Origin of the sequence: Bradyrhizobium sp. AUGA SZCCT0222 (assembly GCF_018130205.1) — a bacterium.
Classification (GTDB): domain Bacteria; phylum Pseudomonadota; class Alphaproteobacteria; order Rhizobiales; family Xanthobacteraceae; genus Bradyrhizobium.
In genome coordinates this window covers 1-24,816 of record NZ_JAFCLX010000007.1, presented here as the reverse complement: position 1 = coordinate 24,816, position 24,816 = coordinate 1, and the positions used below count along the sequence as shown (strand labels likewise).

The 24,816-nt window shown below is 63.5% G+C and carries 26 protein-coding genes and 1 tRNA gene; 16 read left to right on the top strand and 11 right to left on the bottom strand.

Annotated elements, in window-relative coordinates:
• Nucleotides 1-144: 144 nt before the first annotated feature.
• Together JQ629_RS08040 and JQ629_RS08035 are read left to right on the top strand one after the other, a co-directional pair.
• Nucleotides 145-1,185 carry a LacI family DNA-binding transcriptional regulator gene (locus JQ629_RS08040; RefSeq protein ID WP_212412202.1) on the top strand — a complete coding sequence of 347 codons (1,041 nt, stop codon included), beginning with the start codon at nt 145-147 and terminating at the stop codon, nt 1,183-1,185.
• A gap of 87 nt (nt 1,186-1,272) precedes the next feature.
• A complete protein-coding gene (locus tag JQ629_RS08035; RefSeq protein WP_212412201.1) occupies nt 1,273-2,241 on the top strand; it encodes a Bug family tripartite tricarboxylate transporter substrate binding protein in 969 nt (322 codons plus the stop codon).
• A gap of 62 nt (nt 2,242-2,303) precedes the next feature.
• Here the strand turns inward: JQ629_RS08035 and JQ629_RS08030 are convergent, their stop codons facing one another.
• Entirely contained in the window at nt 2,304-3,527 is a 1,224-nt protein-coding gene (locus tag JQ629_RS08030; protein ID WP_212412200.1) for a cytochrome P450, read from the bottom strand.
• Nucleotides 3,528-3,591: 64 nt separating this feature from the next.
• A complete protein-coding gene (locus tag JQ629_RS08025; RefSeq protein ID WP_212412199.1) occupies nt 3,592-3,801 on the bottom strand; it encodes a ferredoxin in 210 nt (69 codons plus the stop codon).
• A 163-nt stretch (nt 3,802-3,964) separates the two neighbouring features.
• Here JQ629_RS08025 and JQ629_RS08020 point away from each other — a divergent pair, with 163 nt between their 5' ends.
• The 3 genes from JQ629_RS08020 to JQ629_RS08010 all read left to right on the top strand — a co-directional run bounded on the left by JQ629_RS08020 (nt 3,965) and on the right by JQ629_RS08010 (nt 6,535).
• The gene (locus JQ629_RS08020) at nt 3,965-4,603 is read left to right on the top strand and encodes a TetR/AcrR family transcriptional regulator (protein WP_211997680.1); all 639 of its coding nucleotides are present in this window, start codon (nt 3,965-3,967) and stop codon (nt 4,601-4,603) included.
• 117 nt (nt 4,604-4,720) lie between these two features.
• Entirely contained in the window at nt 4,721-5,641 is a 921-nt protein-coding gene (locus JQ629_RS08015) for a hypothetical protein (RefSeq protein ID WP_249134892.1), read from the top strand.
• Nucleotides 5,642-5,710: 69 nt separating this feature from the next.
• On the top strand, nt 5,711-6,535 hold the full coding sequence (locus tag JQ629_RS08010) for an SDR family NAD(P)-dependent oxidoreductase (RefSeq protein WP_212412198.1): 825 nt from the start codon (nt 5,711-5,713) through the stop codon (nt 6,533-6,535).
• On the opposite strand, the gene JQ629_RS08005 is transcribed toward JQ629_RS08010, so the two are convergent.
• Entirely contained in the window at nt 6,485-6,718 is a 234-nt protein-coding gene (locus tag JQ629_RS08005; RefSeq protein WP_212262986.1) for a hypothetical protein, read from the bottom strand. The two genes, JQ629_RS08010 and JQ629_RS08005, sit on opposite strands and share 51 nt — an antisense overlap.
• A gap of 206 nt (nt 6,719-6,924) precedes the next feature.
• On the opposite strand from JQ629_RS08005, the gene JQ629_RS08000 reads away from it, so the two are divergent.
• Together JQ629_RS08000 and JQ629_RS07995 are read left to right on the top strand one after the other, a co-directional pair.
• Entirely contained in the window at nt 6,925-7,146 is a 222-nt protein-coding gene (locus JQ629_RS08000; protein WP_212412197.1) for a hypothetical protein, read from the top strand.
• A gap of 131 nt (nt 7,147-7,277) precedes the next feature.
• On the top strand, nt 7,278-8,348 hold the full coding sequence (locus tag JQ629_RS07995) for a YeiH family protein (protein ID WP_212412196.1): 1,071 nt from the start codon (nt 7,278-7,280) through the stop codon (nt 8,346-8,348).
• Between the two features lie 62 nt (nt 8,349-8,410).
• Here the strand turns inward: JQ629_RS07995 and JQ629_RS07990 are convergent, their stop codons facing one another.
• The 4 genes from JQ629_RS07990 to JQ629_RS07975 form a co-directional block, all read right to left on the bottom strand.
• On the bottom strand, nt 8,411-9,157 hold the full coding sequence (locus JQ629_RS07990) for a hypothetical protein (RefSeq protein WP_212412195.1): 747 nt from the start codon (nt 9,155-9,157) through the stop codon (nt 8,411-8,413).
• Nucleotides 9,158-9,476: 319 nt separating this feature from the next.
• Nucleotides 9,477-10,280 (bottom strand): amino acid ABC transporter ATP-binding protein, encoded by an 804-nt coding sequence (locus JQ629_RS07985; protein ID WP_212412194.1) that lies wholly within the window; start codon nt 10,278-10,280, stop codon nt 9,477-9,479.
• Entirely contained in the window at nt 10,277-10,939 is a 663-nt protein-coding gene (locus JQ629_RS07980) for an amino acid ABC transporter permease (RefSeq protein WP_212412193.1), read from the bottom strand. The genes JQ629_RS07985 and JQ629_RS07980 overlap by 4 nt, the downstream gene beginning before the upstream one ends.
• A gap of 13 nt (nt 10,940-10,952) precedes the next feature.
• Nucleotides 10,953-11,795, bottom strand: coding sequence for a transporter substrate-binding domain-containing protein (locus JQ629_RS07975; protein ID WP_212412192.1), 843 nt, complete (start codon nt 11,793-11,795; stop codon nt 10,953-10,955).
• 341 nt (nt 11,796-12,136) lie between these two features.
• Between JQ629_RS07975 and JQ629_RS07970 the strand changes: the two genes are divergently transcribed.
• From JQ629_RS07970 to JQ629_RS07940, 7 genes are all read left to right on the top strand, one after another.
• Nucleotides 12,137-13,054, top strand: coding sequence for an NAD(P)-dependent oxidoreductase (locus JQ629_RS07970; protein ID WP_212412191.1), 918 nt, complete (start codon nt 12,137-12,139; stop codon nt 13,052-13,054).
• 23 nt (nt 13,055-13,077) lie between these two features.
• Nucleotides 13,078-13,428, top strand: a complete 351-nt coding sequence (locus JQ629_RS07965) for a RidA family protein (protein ID WP_212412190.1) — start codon at nt 13,078-13,080, stop codon at nt 13,426-13,428.
• A gap of 39 nt (nt 13,429-13,467) precedes the next feature.
• Complete coding sequence (locus tag JQ629_RS07960) at nt 13,468-14,724, top strand: pyridoxal phosphate-dependent aminotransferase (RefSeq protein WP_502752588.1); 1,257 nt, start codon at nt 13,468-13,470, stop codon at nt 14,722-14,724.
• Nucleotides 14,721-16,397, top strand: coding sequence for a thiamine pyrophosphate-binding protein (locus JQ629_RS07955; protein WP_212412189.1), 1,677 nt, complete (start codon nt 14,721-14,723; stop codon nt 16,395-16,397). The genes JQ629_RS07960 and JQ629_RS07955 overlap by 4 nt, the downstream gene beginning before the upstream one ends.
• Nucleotides 16,394-17,668, top strand: a complete 1,275-nt coding sequence (locus JQ629_RS07950) for an NAD(P)/FAD-dependent oxidoreductase (protein ID WP_212412188.1) — start codon at nt 16,394-16,396, stop codon at nt 17,666-17,668. Before JQ629_RS07955 ends, JQ629_RS07950 begins: the two co-directional genes overlap by 4 nt.
• Nucleotides 17,669-17,697: 29 nt before the next feature.
• Nucleotides 17,698-18,447, top strand: a complete 750-nt coding sequence (locus JQ629_RS07945; RefSeq protein ID WP_212412187.1) for an aspartate/glutamate racemase family protein — start codon at nt 17,698-17,700, stop codon at nt 18,445-18,447.
• A gap of 110 nt (nt 18,448-18,557) precedes the next feature.
• Complete coding sequence (locus tag JQ629_RS07940; protein WP_212412186.1) at nt 18,558-19,262, top strand: GntR family transcriptional regulator; 705 nt, start codon at nt 18,558-18,560, stop codon at nt 19,260-19,262.
• A 185-nt stretch (nt 19,263-19,447) separates the two neighbouring features.
• On the opposite strand, the gene JQ629_RS07935 is transcribed toward JQ629_RS07940, so the two are convergent.
• The 4 genes from JQ629_RS07935 to mnmA form a co-directional block, all read right to left on the bottom strand.
• Nucleotides 19,448-19,524: transfer RNA gene (locus JQ629_RS07935), tRNA-Met, on the bottom strand.
• A 114-nt stretch (nt 19,525-19,638) separates the two neighbouring features.
• A complete protein-coding gene (locus JQ629_RS07930; protein WP_212412185.1) occupies nt 19,639-20,004 on the bottom strand; it encodes a hypothetical protein in 366 nt (121 codons plus the stop codon).
• Between the two features lie 87 nt (nt 20,005-20,091).
• Entirely contained in the window at nt 20,092-20,730 is a 639-nt protein-coding gene (locus JQ629_RS07925; RefSeq protein WP_192737539.1) for a class I SAM-dependent methyltransferase, read from the bottom strand.
• A 35-nt stretch (nt 20,731-20,765) separates the two neighbouring features.
• Nucleotides 20,766-21,965, bottom strand: coding sequence for a tRNA 2-thiouridine(34) synthase MnmA (gene mnmA / locus JQ629_RS07920; protein WP_212412184.1), 1,200 nt, complete (start codon nt 21,963-21,965; stop codon nt 20,766-20,768).
• Nucleotides 21,966-22,336: 371 nt separating this feature from the next.
• Between mnmA and JQ629_RS37700 the strand changes: the two genes are divergently transcribed.
• Both JQ629_RS37700 and JQ629_RS07910 read left to right on the top strand, forming a co-directional pair.
• Nucleotides 22,337-23,989 (top strand): flagellar hook-length control protein FliK, encoded by a 1,653-nt coding sequence (locus JQ629_RS37700; RefSeq protein WP_212412183.1) that lies wholly within the window; start codon nt 22,337-22,339, stop codon nt 23,987-23,989.
• A gap of 11 nt (nt 23,990-24,000) precedes the next feature.
• The gene (locus JQ629_RS07910; protein WP_212390620.1) at nt 24,001-24,699 is read left to right on the top strand and encodes a flagellar hook assembly protein FlgD; all 699 of its coding nucleotides are present in this window, start codon (nt 24,001-24,003) and stop codon (nt 24,697-24,699) included.
• Nucleotides 24,700-24,816 lie beyond the last annotated feature (117 nt).

The following is a 24,816-nucleotide window of genomic DNA, read 5'->3' as shown; positions in this document are numbered from 1 at the left end:
TGAGCTTGATGTTTCCACTGATGTCAATATTAATAGGTAAAGTGCATCAAATAACGTTTCCAGATGCAGCTGATTTTGAGCCGACCGGGCTCGAATGCAAACGAATCCGGGCACTTAGGACGAGACAGCGGGCAAGCAGGACCGATGGCCAGAACCCAGCCGACCCCATCCCTTCGGCCGACCATCCGCGATGTCGCTGCGCAAGCCGGCGTGTCGGTCAGCAGCGTCAGCCGGGTGTTGAACCGCGAGCCGCACATCAGTCCTGAACTGCACGCCCGGATCATGCGCGTCGTGGACCGCCTCGGCTTCGAGCCAGATTCCGCCGCGCAGGCGCTGCGCTCGCGCGCCAGCAACACGATCGGCTGCATGGTCTCCGATATCTCCAACCCGCTCTACAGCGAGATGGTCAACGCCGCGGAAGAGGAATTGCAACGCGCCGGCTACGTCCTGATGCTCGGCGCAACCCGGCACGCCGAGGAACGCGAAACCGCGTTCATATCCGCGGTGCGCCGGCGGCGGATGGATGGATTGCTGCTGTTCGCCGGAGACAACACCCACAAGGATTTTACAAGCGCGCTGGCTACGCTCGACCTGCCCTGTGTCGGGATCGACCGCGAGGTGCCGGGCGCGCCGTCGGTGCGCGCCGATCATCGCGGCGGCGGCTTTGAGGTGACGCGCTATCTCATCGGCCTCGGCCATCGCCGTATCGCGCTGCTGACCGGGCCTGCGGCGGTGCTACCGAGTACGGAGCGGGTAGCCGGATATCGGCAGGCGCATATCGAAGCCGGACTTGAGGTCGATCTCGATCTCGTCCGCCCGCAGGTGCACGGCTCGGGCATCGCCTTCAGCGACGTCTGCCAGTTGCTGCAAGGGCCTGCGCCGCCCACTGCGATCATCACGCTGGGAACGCACATGCTCGCCAGCGTGATGGACGCGCTCGCCAGCAACGGCATTCGCTATCCGGGCGACATCTCGCTCGTGTGTATCGGCGACACGGATCTGGCCCGGCACGCGACGCCGGCAATCAGCACGCTGACATGGGACTTGAGCGAAATCGGCAGGATCGCCGCAAAAACCCTGCTTGAGCGGGTGCGCGACTGCGATCAGGCCCAGGACACAAGGCCGATTTATCTGCCGACCCGATTCATCCTTCGACATTCCTGCGCCGAGCCGCGCGCCAAGTGATTTGAGGAGTTGCCTGCCCTGCCGATCTGCCAGCTTTGACGATCGCTAACAAAAAAACAAGTACCGGGAAACCCAAGGGAGTTGCGTATGAAGTTCCGCACAACGATGCTGACGTTGCTGATGCTCGTCCTGGCCACCTGTTCGGCAAGGGCCGAGGACGCGTCGGACTACCCCTCCAGAAAAATAAAAATGCTGTTGCCGTTCGCGGCCGGTGGCGGCGGCGACGTGATCGGCCGGCTGCTGGCCGACAAGATGGGCAAGCGCCTGGGGCAGACCATTTTCGTCGAAAACCGCACGGGAGCGGCCGGCACCATCGGCACGCAGATGGTCGCGACCTCGCCGGCGGACGGTTACACCATCATGATCGGCGGCATGACCACGCATGTACTTGCGCCCGCGTCCTATACCAGCCTGCCCTACGATCCGATCAAGGATTTTGCGGTCATCGGCCGCATCGGAACGTCGGCGATCCTGGTGGTGGCCTCCAAGGATTTTCCGGCCAACGACCTGCGCGGCCTGATCGCGATGGCGAAAAAGGGCGATCAGATCCAGTACGGATCCTGGGGCGTCGGCTCGACCGGACATTTCTGCGCGGAAATCCTGTCGCAGAAAGCCGGCATCAAACTCGAACACGTGCCGTTCAGCGGCGCGGCGAAGGTTGCCAATGATCTGATCGGCGGCCACATCTCGCTCGGCACGCTGGATATGGCGACGGCGACGCCGCTGGTGAAGGATGGAAAAGTAAAGGCGCTGGGCACATGCGGGGATCGATCGCCAAGCCTGCCTGAAGTCGCGAGCTACAAGGACCAGGGGATCGATTTTGAGCGCAGCCTGTCCTGGGTCATGTACGCGCCCGCTGGCATCCCCGACATCGCCGCGAAGAAGCTTTCAGCTGCACTGCAGGAGTCGATCGCCGAAGCGGATATGACCGAAAGGCTGCTCGCGCTCGGCGTCACCGCGGACTTCATCCCCGGAGACCGGCAGCGCGACATCAACGTTCGCGACATCGAGGCCTGGAAGGTGGTCGCCAGAGAAGCCAAAATCGAGATCAAGTGAACACGCGGGCGATCCGGCCGAAATTGCCGGCGCGCCGCGCCCGAAGCAGGCTCAGTTCCTGCTCAGTTTTTCTTGCCGAACAGCACCGGAAGCTGGCGCGGGCCACGCACCGTGCCTTCCGACCAGGTGACCTTGCCGGCCGGATCGAGCTTGAAGTCCGGAATCCGCTTCAGCCATTCCTCGATCGCGACCGTCATTTCCATGCGCGCGAGGTTGGAGCCGACGCAACGGTGAATGCCGAGGCCGAACGCGGCATGGCGGTTCTCCTTGCGGTCGATCACCACCTTGTCGGCATCCGGGAACATCGCGGGGTCGCGGTTGGCCGCCGGGAACGACAGCAGCACCATGTTGCCCGGCTTGACCGGGCAGCCGCTGATAGTGGTTTCCTTCATCACTTCGCGCGCCATCGTGACCGGCGAATAGGCCCGCAGGAATTCCTCGATGGCGCTCGGCATCAGTTCCGGCTCGGCGATCAGCCGGTCGCGGTCCGCGGGCGTGTTCGCCAGATGCCACAGCGAGGAGCCGATCGCGCTCCAGGTGGTGTCGATGCCGGCAATCAGCAGCAGCCGCAGCGAGCCCAGCACCTGGGAATCCTCCAGCGGATTACCGTCCTTGTCCTTGGCCTTCATCAGCGTCGAGATCAGGTCGTCGGTCGGATGCGTCTTGCGATACTCGATATGGCCGGCGAAATAGGCGCTCATCTCCTGCACCGCCTGCATCAGCATGCTCTCGTTCTTGATGCTGAGCTCGAGGATCATGTGGATCCAGTTGACGAAGAGATCGCCGTCCTTTTCGGGGATACCGAGCATGTGGGCGATGGCGCGCACCGGCACATGCTTGGTGTAGCGCGCCGCGGCGTCGCATTGACCGTCGGCGATGAATTCGTCGATCAGCTCGTTGCAGATGGCGCGGACCCGCGGCTCCAGCTTCTTCATCGCGTCCGGCGTGAACGGCGGAAGCAGCAGTTGCTTGGCGGGCTTGTGCTCGGGCGGATCCGACGTGATCGGGGGCGCGGCGTTTCGCGTCACTTCGGGCCGCACGTCGCGCACGATGACGCGCCGCGACGAGAAATGCTCGGTATCGTAGGCGATTTCCTTCACCGCCTGATAGGTGGTCGGCAGATAGCAGCCGAGGAAACGCTTGGTGTGCACCACCGGGCATTCGTTGCGCAACTCGTCCCAGATCGGAAACGGATTCTCGGTCCAGCGCGGATCAGTATGATCGAAATCGTTGACCCAATCGGTGACCGGAGGATGTTCGGGCATCATGCTGACGGAATCGGACATCGCGCAAATTCCTTTTGCTTGGTTCGTTCAGGACGAGCTTGATTTCAGGACCGGACTACCGCCCCTATTCTTCCTGCACTTCGATCGCGATTTCGGGGCAATTGGTCTGGGCGAGCCAGGCCTTGTCTTCCAGGCCCGCGGGGACCGAACCGTCGCCGACTTCATGGGCATTGCCGAATTCGTCGAGCTCGAACAGTTCCGGCGCCAGCGACTTGCAGCGTGCGTGTCCCTGACATTTGTCCTGATCGACGCGGATCTTCAGCTTTCCCGGCATGCGAGCGCTCCTTCAAGCCGCGCGCGCTCAACCGGCGCGTCGCATTTCCTCATGTTGATTTGGGCGTTACCAACCGCGGCCGGTCCGCCTCTTCAAGTTATACCGTATTACATTATCGTCGCGATTGTGCTGTCAAGCGGAAAGTTATAGATCATTACACTGAATGCCACCTCGCCCCGCACGTAAAGCGCTCAATACCTATCACCACGGGGATCTCCGCGATGCCCTGGTTCAGGCCGCGCTCGGGGAAGTGGAACTCGGCGGCCCCGAAGCGATCAGCATCAGCGCGCTGGCCAAGAGGCTCGGCGTCTCGCAGCCGGCTCCCTACAAGCATTTTGCCGACCGCGAGAGCCTGCTCACGGCGGTAACGGCCGAAGCCTTCCGCCAGTTCAACGCCATCCTGCGCGAGTCGATCGGAAAACCCTCCAGGCGTTCGAAGCTGTCGCGCCTGGCGCAAGCCACATTGGATTTCGGTCTTCGCCGCAACGGCGTCTACCGCCTGATGTTCGCCTCACGGATCATGGCATGCGCACCCAAGGGCAGCGAGCTGCATGTTGCCGCGATGGAAACCTTCGAGCTGCTGCTGGAATCCCTCGAAGCGCCCGCGGTCGGATTGCTGCGCGAACGCAGCGCCCTGCAAATCTGGGCCGCGCTGCACGGCGTGGTGATGCTGGCCGAACAGGGACTTCTCACCGGCCAGCTTGCCAATGTCAGCCGGGAGGAGCTGGTCGAAGATATCGTCAAGCAGACCAAGCTGGCGCTGGCGGTGGCCATCAAGGCGGCGGACAAGAACGGCCGGTAAGGCTCGCCCGGTCCTCATGGTGCGGCGTCCGCAAATCCGTTAGCATGGGGCTTGCGTAGCTGTTGACGGAAAGCGGCTGCTATGGATGCGAGTGGGCCGGTGCAAGTTCGATTGAAAATGAGATTTGCGCACGCCCGGCCGGCGCGAACCGGCCGACGGCTGGCGCTCGGGATATTGCTGTCGCTGTGCTGTTCCGGTCTGGCGTTCGGCCAAAACAACAGCAAGGACAATGGCGAGGACGAAGATGAACCGGCCAAGCCGAAGCCGGTATTGCCTAACATCTATCTCGACTTGCGAACGATCTACACCACCCTGCCGGCCGGTACGCTCTCGATCGGCTTCAACGCGCCGCCACTGTTGTCGACGCTGTCGGGCCTGACGTCGCTCGGGACCCTATCGTCGCCGTCCAGCCGAAGCGTCAGTCTCGACATTCCCGTGACGGTTGACGTCAACGAGTGGCTGTCGGTCTATGGTGGCGTCAGCGGCGCTTCGTCCCAATCGGGCAGCCTGCCCTGGTCGTCGTTCGATATCTACGGTTTTACGGTCGGATTTCAGGCCGACCTCTATCAGCAAAACGGCGGCATGTTTCCAACGGTGACGATACAAAGCAATGCATCGCGATCGATTTCCGACGCGCCATTGGCCACGACCTCCTACAATACGATCCTCGAATTCGGCTACGCGCTGAACCCGGACGAAACGCGGGGACTGCTCGCCGGCGCGCAGTACACAAAAATCATCGTCGATTCCATCTTCGCTGAAGTGAAGCCTGGCTATGTGGGCTATGTCGGCGGCTACTATCAGTGGGACAACAACTGGAAGCTGACCGGCCGCTTCGGCGTGCAATCGTTCGGCGGTGCGCAGCTTCTCAATCTCACGCCGTTCCCGGCCTTCACCCAGCCGATCGTACGGCTCGATCTCGATCGCATGGACGATGACGACAACCGCCTGTTCGGCGTCACCGCGCAGATCGCCTGGACGCCGAAGCCGTCCTATCAGCTGACGGTGAGGACGCCGCTCTATGCGATCAAGAATTAAGGCGCATTCCGGCACCCGCGGATGCCGCCGCTGATCACACTGACACATTCACATCCAGGAGAAGACATCATGACATCCAGCGACGGCGCACGGACGCTCAAGGGCAAGGTTGCATTGGTGACCGGCGCGGGCCGCGGGCTCGGCCGCGCCTTTGCGGAAAAACTGGCTGCGATGGGCGCCGACGTCGCGATCCACGGCATGCGCGAGAACGGACCGGCGGAATATGGCGAGGGATCGACGCTGACGGCGGTCGCGGAAGATATCGCCAAGGCGCATGGCGTGCGCACCATTCGCGTGCTCGGCGATCTCACGCAAGGTGCCGACATCGCCCGCGTGGTCGAGACCACGACGCGAGAGCTGGGGCCGATCGAGATCCTCGTCCACAATGCCGGCGGCGACATCGCGGCCAAGGGCGGCAAGCCGGATCCGAACGATGCCATCGGCATCAAGGAAGAGGACGTGCGCGCGGTGCTCGATCGCAATCTGCTCAGCACGATCCTGACCTGCCAGGCGGTGGCGCAGGAGATGATGAAGCGGCGCCAGGGCCGCATCGTCACCATCGGCTCGGTCGCGGCCTTCAAGGGCCGCACCAACGGTTCGATCTATGCCGTCGCCAAAGCCGGCATGACGCATTACACGCGCTGCCTCGCCGATCAGCTGCGCGCCTACGACATCAATGTGAACTGCATCGCGCCGGGCGACACCCGTACCGGCCGCTTCATGGGCACGCGCGCGGTCGACCAGAACAGGCTGGTCGAAACCGGCACGCTCGATCGCATCGCCACCGTTGATGAAGTCGCGCGCGTCGTCGAAATGTTCGCGGGGCCGATGGGGGCGTTCGTCTCAGGACAGGTGCTGCGCGTCGACGGCGCCGGACAGTGCTGGGCGGCCTGACACCCGTTCTCTCAACTGGTCAAACTCGCCGGAATGGTAGGTGGCGCCGTCAGGCGTAACGATTTCGACGTCCCAGCAGCCGTCCGATATCAGTTCATCGGCTTTTTTCATCGCGGCCAGCACCGACTCCCGCCGCAAGGTCACGGTTCCCGATGTATCGAGCGCGGTAATGAGAAATACCATGGACGGCTCCTGTTTCGGATTCGCACCAGTGTGGCTGGGAATACGGCCGGGTCAAGCGGCATGAATTGTGGGCCAGGAGAAGAAAACCCTCCCCCCGAACGGCGGCGGGAAAGGGACTTCCACATTCTGGCCGCAGATTGCATACCGCTACCCTTGCTTCCGGGCCGAACTGGGCGACATTAGGGGCTCGTTCAATGGAAGCCGTTATGAGTCCGCCCGCCTTCGATCCCTTTGGAGAACTGGTCCCGACCGCCGATTCGGCGGCCGCGCCGGAGCGTGGCTCTAACTGGTTGAAATCGGCCGGTGTCGGGCTGTTCTGGGGGCTGGTTGGCGTCATCGTGCTGGCACGCGCGATGTACTTCGAACCGGGCGCTTTCAGCTTCGGGCAGGCCGTGGCGTGGGCGCAGGGCCTGTTCGGGTTGCTCTAGGGCGCGCACGCGATGCGGCCGCCCCTGCTGGAAGCCGGAAGAAGAATACTCTCCCTATCTCACTGAATCGAAAATTTATTGGTGAAGCCGAGCAGGCCGGCGCATAAACTGTTCTCCAAAACGGGGGGCGTGTGCCGCAACAAGACCACGAGACGGACGGGATAAGGTCGGACCCAGGCGCGCTCGGCCGCAGCCTGGCCCTCATTCCCGGCATCGCACTTTGCGGCGCGATCACCGCCGTCTCGCTTGGCGCCCAACTGGTCGAGGAGCGCGTCTTCGCCCACCCCTATGTCGAAGCGCTCGTCATCGCGATCCTGCTCGGGATGGCAATTCGCACCGCCTGGCAACCGTCCGAGCGTTGGCGCTCCGGCATTGCCTTCAGCGCCAAGCAGCTGCTCGAGGTCGCCGTCATGTTACTCGGCGCTTCCGTCAGCTTTGCCGCGATCGTGGCGTCCGGCTACCTTCTGGTCGCAGCGATCGTCGCTACCGTCGTCATCATGCTGGCTGTCAGCTACGGCCTCAGCCGGATGCTCGGCCTGCCGACCAAACTGTCGATCCTGATCGCCTGCGGCAATTCGATCTGCGGCAATTCGGCAATCGCCGCGGTGGCGCCCGTGATCGGCGCCGATGGCGACGATGTCGCCTCGTCGATCTCCTTCACCGCGATCCTCGGCGTCTTGATGGTGCTGGGCCTGCCGCTCCTGATCCCGTTGCTCGCGCTGTCCGCGACGCAATACGGCATTCTGGCGGGTCTGACCGTCTATGCCGTTCCGCAGGTGCTGGCGGCGACCGTCCCCGCCGGTATCGTAGCCACGCAGATCGGCACGCTGGTGAAACTGGTGCGCGTGCTGATGCTGGGGCCGATCGTGGTCGGACTCTCGCTCGTCGCCGCGCACCGCCGCAAGCGCCATGCCGACGCGACGAGGGCGGTTGCGATCAGCCCGTTCAAGCTGGTGCCGTGGTTCATCATCGGCTTTCTGGTGCTCGCCGCGCTGCGCTCGCTTCAGCTCGTGCCGGATATCGCGGTCGCGCCGGTGACAAAAACCGCGGCCATCCTTACCGTGCTGTCGATGGCCGCGCTCGGGCTTGGTGTCGATGTGCGCGTTCTCTCAACGGTCGGCGGAAGGGTCACCGCCGCCGTCACGCTGTCGCTGCTCCTGCTGCTCGGCCTGAGCATCGGACTTGTCCATTTCTTCAGATGAAGCGGGCCGCCCTTGCAATTCGCAACTGGCGTGATCCAGCCATGCGTCAGAGCAGCTGATCTCTAGGCCGTTCTCATTCCGTTGGACAGGATCACCTGCAATCTGGGATCGCCTACTCCGAAGAACGCGGCTTCTATTCGTGCCGTCAGGTTCGGCTGCAACAGCCATTCACCAACTGTTTTGGCCGCCTCCTCGTGGCTCTCCAGGCAGGCAGAGTGGAGATAGGCCTTGTCCCGCTCCTCGATCACATACTCGCGCAACGCGGCCATATGGATGGCAGCGGCCGGGTCCTCAGCACCGGCCCAACTATGCAACAGCCGATCGATATCGCCGCCTGCGGTCACAGCTAGCGTCACGACGCTCCTGATATTGAAGGCGAGGCGATATCCAACAGGCTCCAGGTCGAGGCGGGTCAGGCTGTGCTTGAGGAATGCATCGAAGAAGCGGTCGATGCTCTCCACCTCCGCCCGGGGCCACTTGTTCCGGTAGTCGGCCTGGCCAAGCCGGCGCAGGCAGATATCCAGCCCGATGTGGTCAGGGTAATCATGCGCGGCGATCAGCTCGAAATAACGCGGCAGGAAGCAGCGTAGCTCCCGGGCGACCTGATCATCGTCATCGTCATGCGCGGAGTTGGTGTACTCGGCCAGCAGATCGGCCGGGATTGACCGCAACGGCGTGTTGACCAGCTGTCGCTCTTCCTCCTCGGTCATGCAACAACGGCAATGGCATACGATGAGGTGATGGCCCAATCGATAGGCGCCGAAGACCCGGTAGGCTTCCTCGATGGCGACCGTTAGTTCTGAAGGCATGCTACAAGACGTTTGCTGATGAGTTCACAGAACTAGCACAATATCCTTCTCAAGACTGTGGCCAACGCCTTCGATGCGCCTGGCGTTCTCCATCGAGATCAAAGCCAAGCTGTCCGAACCAGCCGGGGATGCCCGCGTTCCCCGCCGGTTCTATAGGGGCGATTGACGATACGAGAGACCGCTACTGCCTTTCCCCACACAACACAGATCTGCGAAATTTCCTTCGATCGTCCGCCTAAAGCGCAAGAAACTTGTCGAATAATAGGTTCAAATCCCGGAGGCACAACCGCCGATACCGACACGCGCTAATGGTCGACATTTAAGGTGCGCCTACGCCCCCCGTATTCGGCACAATCGTTCGCTGGTGAAATCGATTCAGGAACGCAATCAGCCGGGGATTTTGCGGCCGATGGATCACGCTCGCGGCGGCGCCGATCTCGGCCATCACGCCCTCGCTCATGAACCCGACCCGATTGGACACATCGGCGGCGAACGCCATTTCGTGGGTGACCAGGATCATGGTCATGCCGTCGGCGGCGAGCTTGCTGATCACCGCAAGAACCTCTGCCACAAGTTCCGGATCGAGCGCTGAGGTCACCTCGTCGAACAGCATCACATCGGGCTTCATGGCAAGCGCACGCGCAATCGCCACACGCTGCTTTTGCCCGCCGGACAGCCGGCTCGGAAAACTATCTGCCTTGTCCGCCAGCCCGACCTTGGCCAGCAGGTCGCGACCAAGTTCTTTCGCCTCGGCCCTGGCCATGTTCTTCACCTGCACCGGACCTTCGATAACGTTGTCGAGCGCCGACATGTGCGGGAACAGATTGAAGTGCTGGAATACCATGCCGACATCGCGGCGCAGTAGTGCGAGCCGGGTCTTGTCGGGCCCTCGCTTGCCATCGCCGAATGCGAAGTGATGGGAGCCGATCGCGAGTTCACCGTTCTGCGGCAATTCAAGCAGATTCAAGCAGCGCAGGAACGTCGACTTGCCGGAGCCGCTGGCGCCGATCAACGTCACGACCTCGCCGCGCGCAACCGAGAGAGATACGCCTTTCAACACCTGGTTGGTGCCGAAAGCCTTCTGGATGTTGCTTGCGACGAGAATCGGAGCCGCTTGCGTCATCGGTGTGCCCCCATGCGCTGCTCAACCTGATCGGCGACAAGGGTAAGCGGAAACAGCACCACGAAGTAGAGCACGGCAATCGTGGTATAGACCTCCAGCGGCCGATAGCTCGCCGCCGTTATCACCGATCCCTGATAGAGCAGATCGCCGACCGCGACGGTCGACACCAGCGAGGTGTTCTTCAGCTGCATGATGGTCTGGTTGATCAGCGACGGGACCATCACCTGAATTGCCTGCGGGAGTACGATACGCCGAAAAATCTTGCTCTGTTGCATGCCAATCGCGTGACCGGCTTCCCACTGACCTCGATCAATGGCCTCGATGCCGCCACGAAAGATCTCGGCATAGAACGAGCCGGCATACAGCGAGAGTGTCAGGAAGCAGGCCGTGGTCGCCGACATGTCAACACCGATCAGAACCGGCAGGGCATAGTAGACCCAGACCAACTGAACCAGCAGTGGCGTACAGCGAAACACCTCGATGTAGGCGCGCAACGGGATCGAAACCCAGCGCGGCCCGGCGGTGCGCAGGATACCAACGGCGAGACCGATTGCGAGACCGGCGAGAACGGTGACCAGCGTGTAAAACACGGTGACACCGAGCCCTTGCCAGATCAGACCCCAATACGGCCTGAGCGCTGCGAAGTCCCACACATACATCGTTGATGTCTCGTCAGAACTGAACTTCGGGCGGAATGTCATCCGCCGCGAGGCCAATGGCCTCAAAGCCCTTCAGCATCCATTCCCGGGTCTGACCCATGGCCCGGTTATAGTCCGCCCAGGCGCTGAGAAAGTCCTTGTAACGGCGATCGGACTCCGCGCGAATGCCCATGTTGGTCGGCAGTGTCAGCAGCGGCCGCGGGATCACCAGTTCCCCGAGATTCGGATTCTTCTTCAGCGTGGAGACGGCGAGGACGGCGAGCGAAACGTTGCAATCGGCGCGGCCGGTTGCGACCGCCAGGATCGCCTCATCGCGGTTCTTGAACCCGAGGATCGTAGCCTTGGGACAATAGCGTCGCGCGATCATCTCATGGGTGGAGCCGATGTCGACGGCGATCTTGACCTCGGGCTTGTTGATCTCTTGCCAGGTCTGCGGCTTGGCAAAGCCCTTGCGGGTAATGACCGTGAAGGAGTGGACCAGGATGGGGGTCGAAAAGTCGATCACCAGCGCGCGTTCCGGCGTCGGGTTTACCGCAAAAGCGAGATCCACCTTGTCGCCTTGCAGGTCCAGAATCTGGTTACCCCAGGTCGATTCGACCGTCTCTACTTTTGCGCTCAACTTGGCGGCGATGTCGTTCGCCATGTCGATGCAGGCGCCCGACCATTTGCCGGTCGGCAAATCCTTGTGGAAATACGGCTCCTGGCCGACGATGACGGCAACGCGCAGCACACCGCTTCGCTTGATGCGCTCCAGCGTGGAGCCCGGAACTGCCGACTGGGCAGCAGCCAGATCAACTCCGGCGGCGATAGCAACGCCGGCCAATGCAACGCTCGTGAAGGCTTCCCTACGATTCATGGTCTGAACCCCGCTGAAATCTTGCCCTCGGCGTTCCTGCCCACGGGCCCGCCCAAACTATTTCTGTATTCAGGATGAAATGCAAGACGGGATTTTATAAAAATGACTATGGCTAGGGCAGCTCCAAATCGTCGCCCAATTTATACGCAATAGCTGAAAAATGGCTCAGTTTGGACGCGTTGCGGCGCGACAAATCCCGCTTGCCATTGGAATTCAATTCTGAATACAGTGGTGAGCGCAGTTAGCCGCGACGCCGACGAACGACTGCCGATCGTCGCGCCGCCTTCCCGGCCCAGCCTGGCCGAAATTGATCAGCTTTTGGATGATTGAAGGAGAGACCGTTGCGAGCCGTATTCGTCGACGCCAATGAAACCCTTGCTGCGGTCACCGAAAGACTGGTGCGCGCGGATGATCCCAAGGTGATCGTCAACCGCGATGCGTCGGTGACGCCGGAGCAACTGCCGTCCGTGCTCGGCGGGGCCGAGATCGCGATCATCGACCATACCCATCTGCCGGCGGAGATCGCCGGGCAATGCAAAAGCCTGAAGCACGTGGTGTTTCTCGGCACCGGCGCCCGCAGCTACATGAACCCGGAGGCGCTCGCCGAACTCGGTATTGCCGTGCACATCATCAAGGGCTACGGCGACACCGCGGTGGCCGAATGCGCCATCGCGCTGATGTGGGCCGCCGCCAGGGGTTTTGCGCGGATGGACCGAGAGATGCGCGCCGGCAACTGGCTGCGCAGCGATGGCATCGAACTGACCGGCAAGACCATCGGCCTGATCGGCTTTGGCGGCATCGCCGCGCAGGTGGCGCGGATCGCAGCCGGCTCCGGCATGAAGGTGCTGGCGTGGAATCGCACACCGAAGACGCATCCCGGCGTCGAGTTCGTGACGCTGGAGCGGTTGCTCGCCGAAAGTCATGTCGTCTCGCTGCATCTACTGCTCAATGACGACACCAAGGATTTCCTGTCCGCAGAGCGCATTGCAGCGATGCGTCCGGGCGCCATCCTGATCAACACCGCACGCGGCGCTGTGGTCGACGAAGCCGCCATGGTCGAGGCGCTGCGCTCCGGGCAGATCGGTCACGCCGGGCTCGACGTATTCGTCACCGAGCCGCTGCCGGCCGGGCACGTGCTGACCACGCTGCCGAACGTCACGCTGTCGGCCCACTCCGCATTCCGTACGCCGGAGGCTAGCGACAATCTCATTGGGGCGGCGCTCGATCACTGCCGCCGTATCGTCACCACCGGCCGTTGAAAATTGCAGAAGGAATGACGTCCATGTCGAGCATCGTTCGCATCGATCAGAACGCCCGGCGCAGCCGCGCCTCCGTGTTCGGCGATCTGGTTTTCCTCGCCGGCCAAGTCGCCGACGACAAGAGCGGGGATATTGCCAGCCAGACCCGCGAGGCGCTGGCCAAGGTCGACGACATGCTGGCGCGGGCCGGCACCGACAAGTCGCGCGCGCTCAGCGTGCAGATCTGGCTGAAGAGCATGGACGATTTCGAAGGCATGAACGCTGTTTACGACGCCTGGGTGGTGCCGGGCGACACGCCGACGCGCTGCTGCGGCAAGGTCGAACTGGCCGATCCCGCTTATCGCGTCGAAATCGTAGTGATCGCGGCGCGCTGATTCCGCGCCAGGGCCACGGCGCCGCCGTATGGAGGTTCCATGTCGTTCTCGTCAAATGCGCTTTCGATGTCACCTTTGGCATCGGTCGAGTCTGGCTTCCGTCCGGCGCCGCGCCTTCGCTCTATCGGTGTCTCGGAAATCCTGCGGATCGGAGCCATCGCCACCCGTCTGAAGCGCGAGGGCCGGCCTGTCATCGTGCTCGGCGCCGGCGAACCCGATTTCGATACGCCTGATCACGCCAAGGCGGCGGCCGAACAGGCCATTCGCGCCGGCCAGACCAAATATACCGTGCTCGACGGCACCGCAGAGCTGAAGACCGCGATCGCCGGCAAGTTCAGCCGCGAGAACGGACTGAACTACGCCGCCGACGAGATCACCGCCGGTGCCGGCGCCAAGCAAATCATTCACAACGCCTTCATGGCGACGCTGAGTGCGGGTGATGAGGTGATCCTCGCCGCACCCTACTGGACCAGCTATGCCGACATGGTGCTGATCGCCGACGGCACGCCGATCAATGTGACCTGCCGTGAGGAGAACGGCTTTCGCCTCGACGCCGGCGATCTTGAAGCCGCAATCACGCCGCGCACCCGCTGGCTGTTGCTGAACTCGCCGTCCAATCCGACCGGGGCGGCCTATTCGGAAGCCCAGCTCCGACCGGTTCTCGAGGTGCTGAAGCGCAATCCGCATGTCTGGCTCATATCAGACGATATCTATGAGCATCTCATCTACGACGGATTGCCTTTCGTCACTCCCGCCCAGCTCGAGCCCAGCCTGAAGAGCCGCACGCTCACCGTGAACGGCGTTTCCAAGGCCTACGCCATGACCGGCTGGCGTCTCGGCTATGGCGGCGGCCCGAAGGAACTGATCGCCGCCATGGCCGTCGTACAGAGCCAGAGCACCACCAATCCGTCGTCGATCAGCCAGGCCGCGGCCATCGCCGCACTGTCCGGACCGCAGGACTTTCTGATTGAACGCCGCATCGCGTTCCAGCGGCGCCGCGATATCGTGGTCGACGGGCTCAATGCCATCAGCGGCATCAGTTGCCGCCGCCCGGAAGGCGCCTTCTATGTCTTCGCAAATTGCGCTGGACTGATCGGCAGGCACACTGCCCACGGCAGCGTGATCGACAGCGACGCTGCGTTCTGTCGCTATCTGCTCGAACGGCATAATGTCGCCGTGGTTCCTGGCAGCTGCTTTGGCCTCGCACCATACATCCGCTTGTCCTATGCAGCCTCCGAAGCGAACCTCATCGAGGCGATCGGACGCATTTCGGCAGCCGCCATGGAGTTGTCATGACCAAGCAGCCACCCATCAACAGCCGTACCGGCGGCCAGATCCTGATCGACCAGCTCGTTATGCAGGGCGTCGAGCGCGTCACCTGCGTGCCCGGCGAAAGCTATCTCGCCGCGCTGGATGCATTGCATGACAGCCCGATCGACGTCGTGATCTGCCGCGCCGAAGGCGGCGCTGCGATGATGGCCGAGGCCTATGGCAAGCTGACCGGACGGCCCGGCATCTGTTTCGTCACCCGCGGCCCGGGTGCAACCAATGCCAGCCATGGCGTGCACATTGCCATGCAGGATTCGACGCCGATGATCCTGTTCATCGGTCAGGTCGACACCGGCATGCGCGAGCGCGAGGCGTTCCAGGAGGTCGACTACAAGGCGGCATTCGGCACGCTGGCGAAATGGGTCGTGGAGATCGACCGGCCGGACCGAATTCCGGAATTGGTGGCACGCGCATTTCGTATTGCCATGCAGGGCCGGCCCGGCCCGGTGGTGATCGCACTGCCAGAAAACATGCTGGCCGAGCAGGCTACCGCGATCGACGCGCCGCGCGTCGAACCAGCGAAGGCCTGGCCGGCGCCAGCCGATATCGCCAGGCTCGGAATCATGTTGGCAGCGGCAAAGCGGCCGATCGTTATCCTCGGCGGCTCGGGGTGGGACGCAGACGGGTGTCGTGCGATCGCGCGCTTTGCCGAGCGTTTCGATCTGCCGGTCACGACATCGTTTCGCCGCGCTTCGCTTTTTCCGGCGGAGCATCCGAACTATGCCGGCGATCTTGGCATCGGTCCCGACCCTCGCCTGAAGGCTCGCATCGCCAATGCCGACCTGATCCTGCTGGTTGGCGGCCGCCTGTCGGAAATGCCGTCGTCGTCTTATGCGCTGCTCGAGATCCCCTCGCCGCGTCAGGCGCTGATTCATGTCCATCCGGGCGCCGAAGAACTCGGACGCGTCTATCAACCACAGCTCGCCATTCAGGCAAGCCCGGCGGCATTTGCTGTCGCCCTCGACGAACTGAGGCCGACCGCGCCGCCGGCCTGGTCGGGCGAAGCTGCCAAAGCCCACGCCGACTATCTCGACTGGACCGCAACGCCGCGCACGCTGCCCGGTGACTTCCAGTACGGCGAAGTGGTGGCTTGGCTACGCGACCGGCTGCCGAAGGATGCCATCGTCTGCAACGGCGCCGGCAACTATGCCGGCTGGCTGCATCGCTTTCATCGCTTTCACACCTTTGCCGCCCAGCTCGCGCCGACTTCCGGCTCGATGGGCTATGGCGTGCCGGCGGCGGTGATCGCCAAGCGCCAGCATCCGGAGCGCGTGGTGGTGGCGTTTGCCGGCGACGGCTGTTTCCTGATGAATGGTCAGGAGTTCGCGACCGCCGCGCAATATGCTGCTGCGATTGTCGTGATCGTGGTCGACAACGCCCAGTATGGCACCATCCGCATGCATCAGGAGCGCGACTATCCAGGCCGCGTGGTCGGCACCCAATTGCAGAATCCGGACTTCGCGCTCTATGCCAAGGCGTTCGGCGGTCACGGCGAGCGGGTCGAGCGGACCGAGCAATTCGCACCCGCATTCGAACGCGCGCTGGCCTCCGGCAAGCCCGCGATCCTGCACTGCCTGCTCGATCCGCGCGCGCAATCCCATGCGAAGGATTTCGTGCCACAGCAGGTTGCAGCCCCATGACCGAGCCCGCCCGCCGTCACATCGCCATCATCGGAGCCGGTGCCATCGGCGTGATCAGCGCCATCGAGTTGCTGCGAGATGGTCATCGCGTCACGGTCATCGAGCCCGCAACGCCGGGTGGCGAACAGGCGGCGAGCTATGGCAATGCCGGCTGGCTATCGACACATTCGGTGATTCCGCCGGCCATGCCGGGAACATGGAAGAGTGTACCGAAATTTCTGAACGACCCGCTCGGCCCGCTCGCAGTCAGCTGGAGCTATCTGCCGAAGGCGTTGCCCTGGCTGGTGCAGTATCTGCTCTCGGGCTGGACCGATGCACGCGTCGAGGCGACGGCGCGCGCGCTCCGCCCGCTATTGATCGATGCACCGGCCCTGCACAGAAAGCTCGCCGAGGAAGCAGGCGTTGGTCAGCTGATCGAACGTCAGGGCGTCATGCACGTCTATCCGTCGCGCGCGGCGTTCGACGCCGATGCCCTGGGGTGGAGCATCCGCAAGCGCGTCGGCGTGACCTGGATGGAACTCTCCGCAGACGAGATGCGGCAGCGCGAGCCGGATCTGCATCCGCGCTATCAGTTTGGCGTGTTGGTCGAGGAAGCCGGTCGTTGCCGCGATCCCGGCGGTTATGTCGCGGCCCTTGCCGATCACGCTCGTTCGCTGGGCGCGGAATTTGTCGCTGCGACGGCCAGGGGCCTGCGGCACGCGAACGGCAAGCCGGTGTCGGTGCTGACGGACAAGGGTGAAGTGACCTGCGACGCGGTGGTGGTTGCCGCCGGCGCCCATTCGAAGCCGCTGGCGGCGTCGATCGGCGACCGCCTGCCGCTGGAGACCGAGCGTGGCTATCACGTCATGATCGAAAGCGCCGAGACCGGTCCGCGCACATCGATGATGGCCTCCGACGCCAAGATGGTGGTGAACTGGACCGACCGCGGCCTGCGCGCCGCCGGCCAGGTCGAGATCGCCGGGCTCGCGGCTGCGCCGAACTGGAAACGCGCGGAGATTCTGCGCGATCATCTGCTCGGCATGTTTCCAAAACTGCCGAAAGACCTGCCGCCGGCCGCGATTCGCAGCTGGCTCGGACACCGGCCGAGTATGCCGGACGGCCGGCCGTGCCTGGGCTATTCCAGTGTCTCGCGCGATGTCGTCTATGCCTTTGGCCACGGCCATGTCGGCCTGGTGAGCTCGGCCCGCACCGGGCGCGTTGTGGCTCAACTCATCGGCGGTCGCGAACCCGAGATCCCGGTCGCGCCGTTCGATCCGAAACGCTACCTTTGATTTTTCGTCGCAGTGAAGAGAACCAGACCATGACCGCGCATTCGTCCCCCGTCCTCACACCGCGCATCGCCCGCGGCGGCAAGGCCATCTATGGCGCGCCGCTCGGCATCCTGATGCTGGAAGCCAGGTTTCCGAGGATTCCCGGCGACATGGGCAACGGCACGACATGGCCGTTTCCCGTGCTCTACCGGGTGGTATCAGGTGCAAGCCCGGAAAAAGTAGTGCTGAAGGGCGCGGCCGGCCTGCTGCCGGATTTCATCGATGCGGCGAAGGATCTGGTGCGGCTCGGCGCCGAGGCGATCACCACCAATTGCGGTTTCCTATCCTTGTTCCAGAAAGAGATCGCGGCTGCTACCGGCGTGCCGGTCGCGACCTCCTCGCTGATGCAGGTGCCGTGGGTGCAGGCGACACTGCCGCCCGGCAAGCGTGTCGGACTGGTCACCGTCTCGGGCTCGACGTTGACGCCGGCGCATCTCGAAGGCGCCGGCGTGCCGCTCGATACGCCGCTGGTCGGCACGGAGAACGGCCGGGAGTTTTTTCGCGTGCTGATCAAGGCCGAGAAAGAGGACATGGACGTGGCACTCGCCGAACAGGACGTCGTGGAGGCCGGCAGACAGCTCGTCGCCAAAAATCCCGATGTCGGCGCTATCGTGCTGGAATGCACCAATATGCCGCCCTATGCGGCGGCGCTGCAGGCCGCCGTCGGCATTCCGGTCTATGATATCTATTCGATGATCACCTGGTTTCATGCGGGCCTTCGCCCCCGCGCTTTTTCCTGACCCCAGGCGGCGCCCTGCCCGTCACGGGGCCGTTGAAAACGCCAGCGCCGTGATTGCAAGCTCAACGTACATGTTCGCATAATGAAGTGTGTTCGAAAGTACATTCAGTAATGATCAAACAGCTGGAGATTTCCTCCGATAGCGTCGTCGACCGGGTGTATGAACAGCTCAAGGCGATGGCCGTGAGCTTCGAGTTCAAGCCTGGCGCGCGGGTCAACGAGGGCGCCATTGCCAGCAAGCTGGGCGTCAGCCGGACGCCGCTGCGCGAGGCGCTGAACCGACTGAACACCGAAGGCTTTCTGCGCTTCATGCCCGGCAAGGGTTTCTTCTGCCGCGAGCTCGACGCCCAGGAGATCTTCGACCTGTATGAACTGCGCAAGTCGATCGAGATCGCCGCGGTCCGCCTGGCCATCAAGCGCGCCCGCGACCAGGATATCGACGCGCTGCTCACCTTCCTGCGGGATACCGGACCCGACCCAGGCGAGCGAACCTCGATGGAGCTGGTCCGGCTCGACGAGACCTTCCATGAGGGGCTCCTGAGCATGTCGAACAATGGCGAGATGCTGCGCGTGCTGCGCAACGTCAATGCGCGCATTCGCTTCGTCCGCTGGATCGACATGGATCGGATCAACCGCACCAAGACCCAGGCCGAGCATCGCGCCGTGCTGCTGGGCGTCAAGGCGCGCGACGAAGCCAAGTGCGTGCCGGTCCTCGAGAAGCACATCGATCGGCGCCTTGATCAGATCACCTCGGCGATCAAGGAAGGCTACGCTCAGATCTACATGCCCGCGGCAAAATCGGCGGCCGAAGGCTGAGGTTCCGCGTTTGTTGAAGCGGTCAGATCGCTATCACGCACTCAACTCTTTAGCGATCGGAGAACATCGCAGATCGGCGTACAAAATCGTACGATTGGTAGCGAGGGGGCGCTACCGTCACAGCCCCCGACACGGAGAGTTTTTGGCTTCAGGCTAAGCCCCGCCGATTTGTCGGGGGGTGATGATGGTAGCGAGAGAGGGACTCGAACCCCCGACCCCAGGATTATGATTCCCGTGCTCTAACCAGCTGAGCTACCTCGCCACGGTTCACCGTCACGGCTCAATATGCCGCAGTCGCGAACGCGCGGCATATAAGGAGTCGGTCGGGCACCTGTCAAGCAACCCCGCCTCGCTGGAAAAGGGCCTGCAAACGGCGCTATTTGGGCCGGATCGAAGGATCGCCGCCGGGACTTCCGGGCGGCGGAATCACCGGCGTTTTGCCGCCACCGGGCGCCGGTGCATGCATTTCGGGATCAATGCCGGCGGGCGGGCAAAGTACACCATCGGAGCGGGCCAATCTTTCGCCGAGCGGTTCGGCCCGCTGGCCGGTGGTGGTGCCTTCCGATGCTGCCGCGCCGGAATGCGGCGCTGGATGCATCGGCGCGCAATTGGCGGTCCGCGCAGCCGATGGCGGCGCGGTCGGAACCGGGGGAGTGGCCGGACCCGGCGGGGCTTGCGCCGCCGCCACGCCGGAGGCCGCCATCAGAACACACGACAGAAAGAGCGAGCGTTTTATTGCCATGGAAGGAAAACGGTCCGCAGCCGCGGAGGTTCCCCGCTGATTTCAAGACTTGCAGTTTCAGGACTTGCAATTCCAGGACCTGCAATTTCAGGACTTGCGGAAGCGGATCAGCGAAAAATGCCCCATCGGCGGCATCGGCCGCCGTTCTGTCAGGCTGACGCCGCCATGTTTGGCGGCCCAATTGGTCAATCGTTCCCAGGGGAATTCCGGCCGCCAGCCGAGCCGCCGCGCCAGCGGCGCGAAGGCGAGTTCAAAGACGCGCCGCGGGCCGCTTTCGGCGCCGATGTGATTGACCAGGATGAGTTCGCCGCCGGGCTTCAGCACGCGGATGAAATCATCCAGCGTGCGTTCGGGATCCGGCACCGCGGTGATGACATATTGCGCCACCACCGCATCGAAGAACGAATCCTTGAACGCCAGATTCTTGGCATCCATCACCGCGAGCGTTTCGACATTGGAAAGGCCGAGCGCGCGAACCCGCTGTTGCGCCCGGCGCAGCATCGGTTCGGAAATATCGACGCCGCACAATTTGGTGCTGCGCGAATAATCCGATAGCGACAATCCGGTGCCGACGCCGACGTCGAGAATGCGCCCGCCGATCTTGTCGGCTTCCGCGATCGTCGATTGACGGCCGTGCTCGAACACCTTGCCGAACACGAGATCGTAGACCGGCGCCCAGCGCCCATAAGCCTTTTCGACCCCCTCGCGGTCGATGTCCGCAGTCATTCCCTTAAGCCCCCGCCCTTATGCCCCGCATTTTTTTAGCCGCGCATCACCTCGGCGAGCGGTGGCGCCGTTATATCCTGCACCCCTGCCCTCGCAACCTTCCGTGCGGTCGCACTCCTGATGAATCCGCCGCCGAGCACGCGCGCCTGCCCCGAGGGCGCGTCGTAAAACACGCAGGCCTGACCCGGCGAAACGCCTTCTTCGCCGGCGACGAGTTCGACTTCATAGCCGCCATCGACCGCGCGCAGCCACGCCGGCTGCGGCGGGCGCGTCGAGCGCACGCGCACGAACATCTCGATGCCTGCGCCGATCACGTGCTCCAGCGCGCCGTCGCCGATCCAGTTGACGTCGCGCAGCTGGATACGGTCCATCCGCAGCGCCTCGCGCGGTCCCACCACGACGCGGCGGCTGGCGGCATCGAGCTTGACGACATAGAGCGGCGCGGCTGACGCGATGCCCAGCCCCTTGCGCTGGCCGACGGTGAAATGAACGATGCCCTGATGCTGGCCGATGACGTGGCCGTCGAGATCGACGATGTCGCCGGGCTCGATCGCGCCGGGCTTCAGGCGGCCGATGATGTCGGTGTAGCGCCCGGTCGGGACGAAGCAGATGTCCTGGCTGTCCTGCTTGTCGGCGACCTCGAGCCCAAAGCGCCGCGCCAGTTCGCGCGCCTGCGGCTTGGTCATGTCGCCGAGCGGAAAGCGCAGATAGTCGAGCTGCTCGCGCGTGGTCGCGAACAGGAAATAGCTCTGGTCGCGATCGGCGTCGGCCGCACACACCAGCGCCCGCGATCCGTCAGCGAGACGCCGCGAGGCGACGTAGTGCCCGGTCGCGAGTGCGCTGGCGCCAAGCTCGCGCGCGGTGGCCAGCAGGTCGCGAAATTTGACCGAGCGGTTGCACTCGATGCACGGTACCGGCGTTTCGCCGAGCGCGTAGCTGTCGGCGAAATTGTCGATCACCGACTCGCGGAAACGGCTTTCATAATCGAGCACGTAATGCGGAATGCCGATCCGCTCGGCGACATTGCGGGCATCGTGAATGTCACGGCCGGCGCAGCAGGCGCCCTTGCGATGGGTGGCCGCGCCATGGTCGTAGAGCTGCAGCGTGATTCCGACCACGTCGTAGCCCTCGGACTTCAGCAAGGCAGCCGTCACCGAGGAATCGACGCCGCCAGACATGGCGACCACGATCCGTGTGTCCTGGGGGCGGCCTTCGAGGTCCAGACTGTTCGGCATGGGTCAATCGGCTTCAATCGCGAGGCAGCGCCGCGCGGCAAGAGTTCAAAAAAGCCTTTTTATATAAGGCCTTAAGGCACGTTCCGGCCATCTCAGGCCGGACCGGAAGTCCGCTCTTTAATATAGGCCGTATTCCCGGGAGGCAATCAGCCGGACCGGGTTTGGCCCGGCAATAGACGGCAAATCTTGCCGCCGGGCAGAAAAGGAGGCCGGCCCAGGACCTCCGCTGGCGACCCGGCTTCACCACAAGGCATTGAAATAAAACGATATTTTTTGGAGATCCAGCATGGCCCGGTCCTTGCTCAGAGGTAGCCAAGGTTTCAGCGCGAGGGTCGCCCGTGGTTAGTGTCACGTCAGAACTATTGGCAAACGTGTCTTTTCAAGGCGCGACGGCGAGGTCGGGGCGACCGGATTCCGACCAAACGGCCGGAAACGACAGCTTTGCCGCGCTGGTCGATAGCAACAAGGCCGCTGCCAACAGCGACAACCGTACCCAGGACACTGCGCCACGAGACACCGCGCCGCGACGCGCCGATGATTCGCAAAGCCCGGCGGACCACCGGGCGCGCGACAACACCGCCGCATCGGACAAGGCGGCTTCGGACAAAGCGGCATCCGACAAGGCCGCGCGCAGCGACGCGCGCCAGGATTCCAGCGGCCGCGATGCCGGCAGCAATGCCCGCGACAACGCCGAGGCAGACACCCAGACTGACGCAACCCGCCGCTCCAAGACGAAATCGGATTCTTCCAAGTCCGACATCTCGAAACCGGATGAGACCAAGGCGGAAGGCAAGCCCGCTTCCGGCGAGGACGCTGCAGCCACCGATCAGACCGAAGCGAAACAGGATACGGCAGCACTGGTAACGGCCAACGCCGTGGCCACCGTGATTCCTGTCGCTACGGCAACAGTGGAAGCCTCGATCGCAAAAGCTCCCACCGATACCGCGACGGCGCCGCTTGCGATCGCCGCCGCCGCCATTGTCGCCACCGCCACGCTCACCGGGGCAACCGCTCCGGCGGCCGATGCCAGCGCAAATCCGGCTGCGACCGCCAACGCCGCCAAGACAGAGGGCGCGAAGATCGATGCCCAGACCGAGGTCAGCATAGCCGTCACCGCGCAGGCCGCGCCCGCCGACACCACGGTCACGTCAGGCATCGCATTGGCTGCATCCGCAGCTGCGACGGCCGCCGGCGTGTCGAAAAACGCAACGCAAGCCAAGACGACGGTCGCCACGAAAGAAGCTGCTGCGACATCAGGCGAGCCGGACAAGACAGCCGGCACGATCGCCGCCCCCGCGGCTCCGGCGCCCGGCACCATCGTTCCATCAGTCACGCCGCAGGCCGAGGTCACAGGCCAACCGAAAGCCGAGAACGGCGTCATCGACGCCGCCAAGGCGGAAGTCGCAGGCAACGGTGCGGCGGCACCATCGGCCCATGCGGCCACGCATGCGCATCCGGTCACAGCCGACGCCAGCCAGACGTTGCTTAGCGCATCGAACAACGGCTTGCAGGCCGCAGGCGCGATCCAGACGCAGCAGCCGGCGTCTTCCACCGCACCAGTCCCGGCACCCCAGCTCAACGTCGCCGTCGCGACATCGGCAGCGGTGCCGCTCAGCGGGCTTGCGATGGAAATCGCAGCGTCGGCCAAGAGCGGCAAGAGCCGTTTCGAAATCCGTCTCGATCCGGCCGAGCTTGGCCGCATCGACGTCCGCATCGATGTCGATCGCAACGGCCACGTCACCTCGCATCTGACGGTGGAGCGGCCGGAGACGCTGTCGATGCTGCGCCAGGACGCCAACCAGCTGCAGCGCGCGCTCGACAACGCCGGACTTTCGACCGGCAACAGCGGGCTGCAATTCAGCCTGCGCGATCAATCCTCGCAGGGCCAGAACGACGGTAACCAGTCCAATCCCAACGCCCATCGCCTGGTCGTCAGCGAAGAAGACAGCATTCCGGCAGCAGTTGCCGGCCGCAACTACGGCCGCATGCTCGGAGCGAGTGGCGGCGTGGACATCAGGGTTTAACGGAGAGCACCATGGCAGTCGATGCAACCATGCCGACGACGATCGTCTCGGCGCCCGCAACGGGCAGTTCGAGCTCCAGCAGCTCCACGAGCTCGACCGCGACGACGGGGATCGCGGATAATTTCCAGACCTTTCTGACGCTGCTGACGACGCAGCTGCAGAACCAGAACCCGCTGGATCCGCTCGACACCAACCAGTTCACCCAGCAGCTGGTGCAGTTCGCCGGCGTCGAGCAGCAGCTCAAGTCCAACGAGCAGTTGAAGTCGCTGCTCGAAATCGAAAAGAGCGCCCAGGCGACCCAGGCGCTGGTCTATGTCGGCAACACGGTTGCGGTCGACGGCAGCAAGGCGGCGTTCGACAAGTCGGCGACCTGGAATTTTCAGAGCGACAAGGACACCTCGGCAACCATCACGATCACCAACTCGGCGGGACAGACCGCCTACAGCGGCAACTACGCGCTGAAACAGGGCGGCAGCAGTTTCGTCTGGGACGGCAAAGGCAATGACGGCGTGCAGTGGCCGGCCGGCACCTACACACTGACCGCCACCGGCAAGGACAGTTCCGGCAACAACGTGGCGATCTCCACCGAAGTCCAGGGCGTCGTGGATTCGGTCGATCTCAGCGCCTCCCCGCCGCTGCTTTCGATCGGCGGGCAAAGCTACACCACCGACAAGATCAAGCGCGTGGTGCGCCCGTCGACCACGAGCTAGCGTCTCCGGCAGCATGGGTTGCACGAATGCACCCCGCTTTCGTCGTCCCGGCGAAGGCCGGGAGGTGGATTCACACTCGAAGTGCAACACTTGGGCAAAGGACTCCGCAGGGGTCCT